Genomic DNA, 11,174 nt, shown 5'->3' with positions numbered 1-11,174 from the left:
AAAACCATTTCACGATAAACCAAAAACACCCTTTAAAATCAATTGAATAGACGTTATTAAAATTTCGAATTGTTACAGAAATGATAAAATAAACCCGCAAAAAAGATAATAACCACATACGCCAGAGTGGTTATTAATAAAAGCATAAAAATAACGCTGCAATTCTGTTTTTTTGATCTCGATCAATAGTCATGGCATTTAAAAGCGCAATATAAAAACATCATCATTTTTTAATTTAACGCACACAAAAAAGCGTTAAATCGCTATTACTGAAAATACAAAAACGCACCTTTAATAACTAAAAAAAGCAAAGAAACTTAAGAAAGCAATTTTGACTTTTCAGTGCGACCGAATTTTTGACAACTTAAGACGTGAAACTATGAATACAAAAACTGCTGTAACGCCCCCTGTGGCGAACCAGGCATCAAATGGAAACGCAAAACGTCTGCTGATGATGGCACTGCCCGTCATCGTCGCCGTACTGCTGCTGTTTGTTCCGGTACCGGAAGGACTGCCTCCTTACGCGTGGCACTACTTCGCCATCTTCGTCGGCGTGATCGTCGGTCTTATCTTCGAACCCCTGCCGGGCGCGGTGATCGGCCTGACCGGCGTGGTCGCCATTGCCCTGTGCAGCCAGTGGGTGCTGTTCAGCCCTGAACAGCTGGCTGACCCGAAATTCAAGCTGGCGGGCGCCTCCTTTAAGTGGGCAGTGAGCGGGTTTGGTAACTCCACCGTCTGGCTGATTTTCGGTGCCTTTATGTTCGCCGCAGGCTATGACAAAACCCGCTTCGGCCGCCGTCTGGCGCTGATTCTGGTGAAGTACCTTGGCCGTCGCAGCCTGACGCTCGGTTACGCGATTACGTTTGCGGACCTGCTGCTGGCACCGTTCACTCCGTCCAACACCGCGCGCAGCGGTGGGACCATCTACCCGATCATCGCTAACCTGCCGCCGCTGTACGGTTCAAAACCCAACGACCCAAGCGCGCGTAAGATAGGTTCGTACCTGATGTGGGTGGCGATCACCGCGGCCTGTATCACCAGCTCAATGTTCCTCTCCGCCCTTGCGCCGAACCTGCTGGCCCTGGCGCTGGTGAAAAGTACGGTTGGGATCGACATCTCCTGGGGGACCTGGTTCCTGGCCTTCCTGCCGCTGGGCATCCTGCTGATCCTGACCATGCCGCTGCTGGCCTACTGGTTCTACCCGCCAGAAGTGAAGGTGAACAACGAAGTGCCGCTGTGGGCGACCCGTGAACTGGAAAAACTGGGCAAACTGTCGCGCAATGAGATCCTTCTGTTGGTGTTCGTATGCTGCGCGCTGCTGATGTGGATCTTCGCCGCCGCGTGGATTGAACCCGCGATGGCGGCCCTGCTCATCGTCGGCCTGATGCTGTGGACCGGCGTGCTGGAGTGGAACGATATCACCGGCAACAAAGCGGCGTGGAATACCTTCGTCTGGTTCGCCACCCTGGTGGCGCTGGCGGATGGCCTCTCCTCTACCGGTTTTATCAGCTGGTTAGGTAAAGAAGGCGGCCTGCTGATGAGCGGTATCTCTCCGGGCGTGGCGACCATCGTCCTGCTGCTGGCGTTCTACCTGCTGCACTACCTGTTTGCCAGCACCACCGCGCACACCACGGCGCTGCTGCCAGCGATGCTGACCATCGCCTCCACCATTCCGGGCATGAATATGGAAGTGTTCGTTCTGCTGATGGTGACCTCGCTGGGCGTGATGGGGATCATCACCCCGTACGGTACTGGCCCAAGCCCGATTTACTACGGTAGCGGCTACCTGCCAACCAAAGACTACTGGCGCCTCGGCACCATCTTCGGTGCCATCTTCCTGGCGGCCCTGCTGCTGATTGGCTACCCGTGGATGTCCATGATGTTCTGATTCCTGACCGCCGGACTTCTCCTCCGGCGGTTTTATTTTTGTGGAGCAATACTATGTCGAATAAACCGTTTTTTTATCAGAACCCCTTCCCTCTTTCGCATGACGACACCGAATACTACCTGCTGACCAACGAGCATGTCTCCGTTGCCGAATTCGACGGCCAGGAAGTGCTGAAGGTGGAGCCCGAAGCCCTGACCCTGCTGGCGCAGCAGGCCTTCCACGACGCCGCATTTATGCTGCGTCCTTCCCATCAGAAGCAGGTCGCCGCCATTCTTAACGACCCGGAAGCCAGCGAGAACGATAAGTACGTTGCCCTGCAATTCCTGCGTAACTCTGAAATCGCCGCCAAGGGCGTGCTGCCAACCTGCCAGGATACCGGCACGGCAATCATTATGGGTAAGAAAGGCCAGCGCGTCTGGACCGGGGGCGGTGACGAAGCGGCCCTGAGTCAGGGCGTGTATAACACCTATATTGAAGACAACCTGCGCTACTCGCAGAATGCGGCGCTGGATATGTATAAAGAGGTGAATACCGGCACCAACCTGCCCGCACAGATTGACCTCTACAGCGTCGACGGTGACGAGTATAAATTCCTGTGCATGGCGAAGGGCGGCGGCTCTGCCAACAAAACCTATCTCTACCAGGAAACCAAAGCGCTGATTACCCCGGCGAAGCTGAAAAACTACCTGGTTGAGAAGATGCGTACCCTGGGGACCGCAGCCTGCCCGCCGTACCATATCGCGTTTGTTATCGGCGGCACCTCAGCGGAAGCCACGCTGAAAACCGTGAAGCTCGCCTCCACCCGCTACTACGACGCGCTGCCAACCGAAGGCAACGAGCACGGCCAGGCGTTCCGCGACGTTCAGCTCGAACAGGAACTGCTCCAGGAAGCACAGAACCTCGGCCTCGGCGCGCAGTTCGGCGGGAAATACTTCGCCCACGATATCCGCGTGATCCGCCTGCCACGCCACGGTGCCTCCTGCCCAATCGGCATGGGGGTCTCCTGCTCCGCCGACCGTAACATCAAGGCGAAGATCAACCGCGACGGGATCTGGATTGAGAAGCTTGAGCACAACCCGGGTCAGTATATTCCTGAATCCCTGCGCCAGCAGGGCGAAGGCAACGTGGTGAGCATCAACCTGAACAAGCCGATGAACGAGATCCTGGCGCAGCTTTCCGCGCATCCGGTCTCTACCCGCCTGTCGCTGAACGGCACCATTATCGTGGCGCGCGACATTGCCCACGCGAAGCTTAAAGAGCTGCTGGATAACGGCGAAGCGGTGCCGCAGTACGTCAAAGATCATCCGATTTACTATGCGGGTCCGGCAAAAACCCCGGAAGGCTACGCGTCTGGCTCACTCGGCCCGACCACGGCGGGGCGCATGGACTCGTATGTAGACCTGCTGCAATCCCACGGCGCGAGCATGATCATGCTGGCAAAAGGCAACCGCAGCCAGCAGGTGACCGACGCCTGCCATAAGCACGGTGGCTTCTACCTGGGCAGCATTGGCGGCCCGGCGGCGGTGCTGGCGCAAAACAGCATCAAGAGCCTGGAGTGTGTGGCCTATCCTGAGCTGGGTATGGAAGCGATCTGGAAAATTGAGGTGGAGAACTTCCCGGCGTTTATTCTGGTGGATGATAAAGGCAACGACTTCTTCCAGCAGATCCAGAACAAGCAGTGCAAAGGCTGTTCACAGCGCTGAGATTTTCCATAACGCCAGCAGCAGCGACAGCAACTTGTTAATTAACTCCTGCTGTCGCTGCCCTGTATGGAGAATAGTTTTCTTATTCTCCATACACACCATACAAACGCTTTTTCTTCATTTTAGTTTTTCAATATATGCTAACGCCGCATGCTATTGTCGAACAACGGCCTGATAACTGAGATAATTACCGTCGTCGGTAATCACACGATAGGCTATTGTTTTTCCCGGCAAGAGTGGCTTATCAGGCAAAATCACCTTTTCCGCCCGTGGCGAAACCATAATATTGGTCAGCGGCCTTTGCCCGGGAATCTCCACGTTGAGGCTAATATTCCAGGGCGTCGGGTTAGTAATGATTAACCGCATATCATGAGCGCTGAACTGAAGCGTCTGATACTGAAGAGCATCAGGATCGCCGATGTCGGCAGGACGAATAAAGACCTTCATCCTTAAGCGTAACGGCAGAATTAACTTTTGCGCGTTCTGCCGGGTCCGCTCACTCTCAGGCTGGATCTGGAAAATATTCAGCCAAAAGACGCTTTCCCGATCGTTCGGCAGCCCCTGACGTGCCGTAAGCAGCAAACGCAACGAGCGAATCTCCTTCGGCAACATTTTGAAAACCGGAGGAGTAGACACAATCGGCGTGCTGACTTTATCCGGCGGCACCAGCGGATCGCCCGTGTCCGTCCAGACCTGAATTATGGCTGGCGTTTCACCATCGTTAGAGAGATTCAGCGACTGGGCCATTTCGCCAGCGCTGAAAATCACACGAGTCCGATCGACGTTAACCACGGCATAGGCCTCAGCGATGAGGCACGTCATCAGCAAGCCTGCCAGAGCAAGCCTACTGGAAATTAACAACGACTTGTAATTGCGCATTAACCGTACCTGGCGTCACAGTTTGCCCACTGAGGGCCTCTAATGATGCGGTAAAATCACCGGTATAGGTGTTTACCGCCCCCGTCGACGTCAGGCTGGTAAGATCCTGATACGCATACCAGCCGCGCGAGTTTCCCGTGCCGGTTATGCTCCTGTCGGGTAACAAATTGATTGCCGTCCCACTCCGGTTAAGGATTTTTATACCCACGCCAGAAGCCACGCCGCTGTTACCGTAATGCGAATCCAGTAGCCAGGTTAGACCCCCACCGCTGGTCACCAGCCCCAGCCCTTGCGCAGCACTGACAGCAACGGGCTGGTTGACTAAAAAGCCCATGGCCACGTTTGCCTTGCTGGCCGTGGACGTGGCGGTACCGGAAACCGCACCTGACTCGCACTCGAGGCTGACCGAGAACGGAGCCTGACTGGTACCTCCGGCCTGCAACGCGGCGGAGCTGACGGTGGGTAAAAGCACAACGGAGGGATAGTCTTTAACCTGACATAGTGCACCACGGACGTAGGTCACGGCATTGTAGGTACTCCATGCGCCGGGCCAGTTTGTATACCAGCCATAATAATAAATCGCGCTATCCTGGCCCACCACGATTGAATTTGATGCCAGCCCGGGGCCTTTAAAGGCTATATAGCCTCGCGGTTGGGTATAGGCATCTTTATAGTAATTGCTGGCGTTAAGATAATAGGTGGTGGATGAAATCTTATACATTTCATACAGCACATTGCTGAATGCGCTGGCTGGAATGTAAATATAGGTTCCATCCTGATACCAGTCTGCCGAGGTGATTTGTCTTTGCTTCCAGTAGCGGCTGTAATATTCCCCGGTGCTGAGATTGGTCATTCTTACGGCGACGTTTTTTGCGACATCATAATACGCACCCTCAATTTCAGCGGAGGCATACATGCCGGTATAGGCATTATCGCCGTTGGTAGCATACATTTCATATAAACTTCCGGCGTCAGACAGGGCGCAGCGGAATAGAATTTGATTACTGGCATAGGTTTTATTAGTCGCTGCCGTTAAAAAATTGCCCACCGCGCTGGCAAGCAACGTCCCCGACGGCTGAAAGTTAGTGCCGCTGTTGATACTGATTACCGCCGGCAGCCCAATATTGCCATGGCAGGTATCACATGCACCCGACCAGTCGGCGGCAGTATACCCTGCCGCGATGGCCATGCTGGAGAGTGATGACGTGCTGGTCACCCTGATGCAGTTTGCCCACGCGGGCTGGCTTATCAGCAAAAACAGCCCCAGCACCAGAAAATGTTTTAACCTGTCCTGCATTTTAATTTTCCTTTTCACATATCTGGCTCAGGTAAACCAACGGCTCTGCGTTTCGCCCGGTAATTTGATACGGCACACGGCAGCGCTGGTCGCGCTCTTTGCCCCATTTCACGCGCAACACACCGGAGGCTTCCGGGACACGGGCATAAATTTGGCCACCCTGCCCCACCATGCCAATCAATGTTCCCTCGGTATCCCGCACCTCCGCCCCCATTGGCGGTAGTTCTCCGTCACGGGTACTGAGAGTAATGAGAACGGCTTTGCCTTTCAGCGTGGCAAAGTCCACCCGGACCACTGCCCCCGCATAGGGCACGACGCGCTGACTTCCACCTTTCAGTTCGGCATCCGCCATCATAGTGCGCGAGTCCAGGCTGACGTTGTTGCTACGGTAAGGGGAAAGCGACGGCAGAATGGCGTAGCCAAACGCGTCAATAGTCGCCCCCTGTCCGTTCTGCACGCGCGCCCCCTGGGCACCATCGGCGTGTACCAGTGCGAACGTGTCGCTGGTATACGGCCCGAGCGTTAATCCTCCCGGATGTAGCACCAGTGTTCCGGATGCACCAAGCCCTGCCTGCCGGTAGTTATCCCCCTGGTCATAGCTGGCCTGTACGGACCCAACGCGGGTATTTTCCTGAACGTTTCCACCAAACGTCGTGGCGTTACCGCTGCTCCCATCCCGATAACGTTCATATCCGCCGTACACGGAGTACGATCTGTCACGACCGTCCCCTGCCGTGCCGGTTAGCGATACGGTCGAGGAGCGACTGGCGCGCGACTGGTTGTAGTTGTAAGCCACCGACGCCAGGTTGCTGCCCCAGTCCAGGGGGACCGACACGTTGAAGGAGACGGTATTTTCGGTGTATTTCTCTATTGAACTGTCATCAACCGGCTCGCGAGTACTGGTATAAAAGCGTCCGTAGTCCCAGCTCGTCCGTTGTCTGGCTACGTTCATCCCATAGCTAATTCGTCGCCACTGATTGCTGTAGCCCAGCTGCAGCTGGGTCATACGCGACTGATTGCTATAGTAATCCGCCGTGCTGGCACTCAAATTAAGTACCCCCCAGCTTCCCATCGGCTGGCTGACCGTCGCCGTCAGTCGATTGCGCTGATGTAGGGTGTCTGAATAGTACTCCGTACCGCTTTTCTGCTGGCGGCGAACGCCCAGCACATCCTCCAGATCGCGATAACCACTCGTCGAATAGCGGTATGCGGCAAGCACGAGGTTAGTGCCTGCCGTAAACGTTTTGCTGTAGCTGATTTCAGCACGCCATCCCTGCTGCTGGTCATCATTTTCAACCAGGGCATCAGACCAGGTGGCATTCAGACCAATTGCACCAATTTCAGTCGCCAGCACGCCCCCTGCCAGAAAAGCCGTGTAGTCCTTTGCCACGCGCAGGCCGAGGTTGCTGGTGACTTCATTGCTCAGCCCTCGCTGTAACACGCCTTCCATGAAGGTGTTTTCAATACTGTAGTACTGACGAACGCGTCCGAATGAGAGACCGTATTGCCAGTTGCCCGGACGCACGGAATCAGGCACAGCGGAATAAGGCACGGTAAAACGGGATGTTTTTCCGCTGGCCTCAATGACCTCAACTTCAAGATCCCCCTGACTGCGGGTGTTGTATAAGTCGTTGATAACGAAGGGTCCAGGCGGAACGTTGGTTTCATAAATGACGTTATTTAGCTGCTTAATCACCACGTGTGCGCTGCTGGATGCAACGCCCCTGACTTCCGGAGCATAGCCCCTCTTCCCCTGCGGCCACATGCGTTCATCGGTTGCCAGTTTCACCCCATTGAACGAGAGGCTGCCAAAGAGGCTGCTGTCGGTATAGTTATCCCCCAGCGCCAGCACGCTATCGATCGGTTCGATGGGACGCTGTACCCAGGTTCGAACGGCGTTATAACCCGAATCGCTTCCACTTATGCTGCTGTCCGCATAGCGCAGGTTTCCCTGATGTCGAACCTGCCACAGCCCAAGGTTGGTTCCGGCATTGATGCCGCTCCATAAATAGTGATAGCGGTAGCGAGTGTCTGTATTTTCCGTGAACGTGTAGCGGGTGTTATGCCGCAAAAAGATCGCCGCCATACCCGCGTCCCATTCACTTACCGGAATATAGCCGCGAGGCGTACGCTGGAGTTCCGTCATCGGGATAGCCAGCTGAAGGCGCAGTGAGGCCTGGTCAAACAGCCAGGTTGCATGTTCAGCCCACTCACTCAAAAGGCGACACGCTGTCCCCTCATCGCGGTCTGCTGCTTTCAGTTTTGCGGCCTGCATGAGCGATTTGCCCAGACACGGTTCAGGATCGCGACCATCTGCTTTAGCGCGGAAGACGATCTTTTCTTCGCTTTTCACCAGCGTATTGTTGACGTATACATCCACCAGATAACGTCCGGGTGCGATCTGATGCCGGTTAAACTGCTCCAGATCCATGCCCCAGGACGAGCCCTGCAGCAGTGAAGAGTCAAAAACATATTCTTTCGCCTCCACCAGCCCCGTGCAGCTCAACGAGATACACAGCGCCAGCAGATTGCGACGAAACTCAGGGGTACGAGACAGGGTATTGCCCATTGATCCGTGCTCCCTGATCGTTAACAAGCCATACCCTGACCGTACCGTTTCCCACGGTTTTGGTTTTCCAGTTGTTAAACCAAAACGTTTGACGATCGAAAGGCGCTACCGTATCAGCTGTGAGGGTATGCTTTTTCCCCCCCGCCTCAGCCTCAATGAGGGTTAATGACGCATACCACGGCTGCGGGTTCTCTATCGAAATCCCATATCCCTTTTGCGCATCGAAAGTGGTGTTGACCCGCAGCCCGTTCAGCTGATTTTTTGGGGAGCCAATGCCGGCTGGCCGGTAAATCACTTTTACCCGGGTACGTAGCATGACCAGCATTCTGTTCTGCCCTTTTTCACTCTCGAGATTCGAGGGTGGGACCTGGAGCGCATTGAACCAGTACAGGGATTCCCGATCCTGCGGTAAATCGCGCGCGCCGGTATGAGTCACGCGGATAACTTGTCCCGCTTTCGCCTGGATTCGAAACACGGGAGGGGTCGTCAGAAAAGGGATTTTCGCGCCCTCAGCTGGAGTCGCGTTAACATTACCTTCGTCAAACCAGGTTTGAATCACGTAAGGAATGTCATCATTATTCTTGAGCTGGACGTCAACGGACGAGGCCCCGGCAGGATAAATAATCCGGCTGCCCAGTATCGTGACGCTTGCGGATGCGGTGTTTGCCAGCATCAGTACACATATCAAATAAGTCAGGTACTGAGCGATACGCTGAAGATGTGCGCTTATCATTATTAACAACTCCCGGGTCGAATGAACCTGGTGTGGCGAGACCCTGACTGCAATGCGCTGAGTGGAATGTGCACGTTTGCATCCTGCAAAACGTGCACACGTTAGTTCCAGTGCGGCCTGTTACTGATAGGAAACGGCATATTGCAGCGTGGCCTCTACCGTACCCGCCGTCGCCGCTGCGTTGGCGTAATACTGCGCGGTATAGGTAGCGGAGGCGTCCGTCTGGTTCGCGGCCAGCTTGAGGTCGCCATTACCGGTAAAGCCATTGCTCAGGTTCACAACGGCATTGGCGGTATCCAGGATCTGGACTTCAACGTTCTTCGCGGTGCCGGTGTTGCCAAGGTTGCCGTTAGACGTCACCTGATTACCGACAAACACCGTCGAGATTTTCGTTTCCCCACTGGCGTTGCCCGTGCAGCCGCTTACCCCGATATCAAACGTGACCGATCCCACGGTATCACCGCTGGCGGCAAGATCGGAGGCGCTGACCGTTGGCAATAAAACCACCGGAGAGGCGCTGTTACCGTTTACGGCAACTGAACAGGTTTCATCCGTCACCTCCCCCTGGAAGGTGATGGTGTTGTCAGACGCAGCAAAAGCCCCACCAGAGACCAGTGACGCCCCCAGAACTAACGCAATAATATTTTTCTTGTTCATAACGCTTATTCCTGTTTTATCAATTGAACCGATAATGAAAACTTCCTTTTTTACAGACAAACCGGTCATATGAAATTGAACGCCAAATAAAGGCGAACGCGTAAACCCTGCCCGATGAGCTGCAGGAACAAATCTATACGAAAATCCCTATTACAAAAATAATTAACCATTAAATCGCAAATCTTAAGATTATAATTCTACAGATGAGGTAATTTAATGTGCGATTAAGTTTTTTATGCCAGTCGCGTCATAATTGCAGTGATTACTTATGCGCCAGCGAGGGAGAAAAAAAGGAATTATGCTTTTCTCAAGATTTTGAATGAGAAAAGGATGTTGATTCTCTGGGAGAATTAAACCGGTGATCGGGAGGGAAGATTAAATTCCCGGCGAAAACCGGGAAAATAAAGGATAATGCGCTCAACGTGGTGGCAATAACCCCCAGCATATCTCTTCTTTGCCGTCACTCAACATGCCGCAACGCATAAAATAGAGACGCGAGAGATTGGAAGAATACGTTTTGAACGTACTGCTTTTGATGATCAGGACATACTCATTACTCTTACAGACGGGGTTAAGCTTTACCGCTAAATCCATCACGACCTTCTTTACGTCAGGATTGGTTATACTGTCCAGCGCCTGTTCAGACATCATGACCTTACAGGAGCCAGCATTTCCCATGTAAATCTCATTACGTTCAACGGGCTTACTGGCAACCCAGAATCCTGCAGCCCCGCCCAGCGCCACAACAGCGAAAAAAAGCACCAGCTGATTTACTATTCCTGTTTTCATCGTACGCCAGCGAGATACTTCGCCCGCGCTGCTTTCGGCAGTTTTGCCTTTTAGTAAACGTCCGTTGGCAATATAAGCGGTTTCGGTTTCTGAAGGGGCCCCCATGATGACGTCAACCGGCTCTGAGCATTTTTCGATGTCAACGTGCTGATGCAGCATAAAGCCTATTTTGGGTACGGTGACAATCACCTCCTCATCCATGCCAAGATTCTTCATAATCTTACGTAACTTGCTTACGCACTGGTTAAGATTATTGTTGCTGGAAACCATGCCATAGTCGTCCCAGACTTTCTTAAATATTACTTCCCTTTTTATTGCCTCTCCCTTATGGGCAATAAGCAACAATAAAAGTCTCTTCGTAGGGTTTGAGATTTGAATCAACTCATCCTGAGAACCTTCGAGGCCCAGTGTACTCATATCTGAGTCAAATATTATCTGCTTATTCATTATAAATTTCATATGCATAAACTCTTATTAAGTAAGTTTTCCTCCGGGCATGCGCGAAATGGCTCCTGACGCGTTACCTCGCTTGGGCACGTGACGCAGATCATTTTTAATATTTTCATCTTGTTAAGTTTATTTTTTTTGCGAAGTCCAGGATACATTACACAGTGCAGGCCCCATAGTCAGAATTTTGTACTGTATCATAGACAAGTTAT

8 protein-coding genes are annotated in these 11,174 nt (G+C 53.2%); 2 read left to right on the top strand and 6 right to left on the bottom strand.

The annotated features are described in order from the left end of the window. Positions 1-379: 379 nt before the first annotated feature. Together IM265_RS18430 and fumA are read left to right on the top strand one after the other, a co-directional pair. Positions 380-1,888, top strand: a complete 1,509-nt coding sequence (locus tag IM265_RS18430; protein WP_023325580.1) for an anion permease — start codon at positions 380-382, stop codon at positions 1,886-1,888. Positions 1,889-1,941: 53 nt separating this feature from the next. After that, on the top strand, positions 1,942-3,591 hold the full coding sequence (fumA, locus tag IM265_RS18425) for a class I fumarate hydratase FumA (RefSeq protein ID WP_193031662.1): 1,650 nt from the start codon (positions 1,942-1,944) through the stop codon (positions 3,589-3,591). A 153-nt stretch (positions 3,592-3,744) separates the two neighbouring features. Here the strand turns inward: fumA and IM265_RS18420 are convergent, their stop codons facing one another. From IM265_RS18420 to IM265_RS18395, 6 genes are all read right to left on the bottom strand, one after another. Then, a complete protein-coding gene (locus tag IM265_RS18420; protein WP_063154968.1) occupies positions 3,745-4,470 on the bottom strand; it encodes a fimbrial assembly chaperone in 726 nt (241 codons plus the stop codon). After that, entirely contained in the window at positions 4,436-5,767 is a 1,332-nt protein-coding gene (stbD, locus tag IM265_RS18415; protein WP_193031660.1) for a fimbrial usher protein StbD, read from the bottom strand. Before stbD ends, IM265_RS18420 begins: the two co-directional genes overlap by 35 nt. A gap of 1 nt (position 5,768) precedes the next feature. Then, the gene (locus IM265_RS18410; protein ID WP_370551788.1) at positions 5,769-8,324 is read right to left on the bottom strand and encodes a fimbrial outer membrane usher protein; all 2,556 of its coding nucleotides are present in this window, start codon (positions 8,322-8,324) and stop codon (positions 5,769-5,771) included. Next, a complete protein-coding gene (locus tag IM265_RS18405; protein WP_224065816.1) occupies positions 8,308-9,009 on the bottom strand; it encodes a fimbria/pilus periplasmic chaperone in 702 nt (233 codons plus the stop codon). The genes IM265_RS18410 and IM265_RS18405 overlap by 17 nt, the downstream gene beginning before the upstream one ends. Before the next feature lie 180 nt (positions 9,010-9,189). Further along, a complete protein-coding gene (locus IM265_RS18400; protein ID WP_047367856.1) occupies positions 9,190-9,726 on the bottom strand; it encodes a fimbrial protein in 537 nt (178 codons plus the stop codon). Positions 9,727-10,143: 417 nt separating this feature from the next. After that, a complete protein-coding gene (locus IM265_RS18395; RefSeq protein WP_157859378.1) occupies positions 10,144-10,962 on the bottom strand; it encodes a winged helix-turn-helix domain-containing protein in 819 nt (272 codons plus the stop codon). Positions 10,963-11,174: the final 212 nt, after the last annotated feature.

Origin of the sequence: Enterobacter cloacae complex sp. P17RS, from assembly GCF_014895885.1 — a bacterium.
Lineage (GTDB): Bacteria > Pseudomonadota > Gammaproteobacteria > Enterobacterales > Enterobacteriaceae > Enterobacter > Enterobacter bugandensis.
Note: the sequence above shows the minus strand (reverse complement) of the source record. Positions and strands in the feature narration are given on the sequence as shown.

Excerpts from the sequence above, each read along its gene's own strand:
- stbD (WP_193031660.1), bottom strand. The coding sequence starts at position 5,767 with ATGCAGGACAGGTTAAAACATTTTCTGGTGCTGGGGCTGTTTTTGCTG.
- IM265_RS18420 (WP_063154968.1), bottom strand. The coding sequence starts at position 4,470 with ATGCGCAATTACAAGTCGTTGTTAATTTCCAGTAGGCTTGCTCTGGCA.
- IM265_RS18400 (WP_047367856.1), bottom strand. The coding sequence starts at position 9,726 with ATGAACAAGAAAAATATTATTGCGTTAGTTCTGGGGGCGTCACTGGTC.
- IM265_RS18395 (WP_157859378.1), bottom strand. The coding sequence starts at position 10,962 with ATGAATAAGCAGATAATATTTGACTCAGATATGAGTACACTGGGCCTC.
- IM265_RS18430 (WP_023325580.1), top strand. The coding sequence starts at position 380 with ATGAATACAAAAACTGCTGTAACGCCCCCTGTGGCGAACCAGGCATCA.
- fumA (WP_193031662.1), top strand. The coding sequence starts at position 1,942 with ATGTCGAATAAACCGTTTTTTTATCAGAACCCCTTCCCTCTTTCGCAT.
- IM265_RS18405 (WP_224065816.1), bottom strand. The coding sequence starts at position 9,009 with ATGCTGGCAAACACCGCATCCGCAAGCGTCACGATACTGGGCAGCCGG.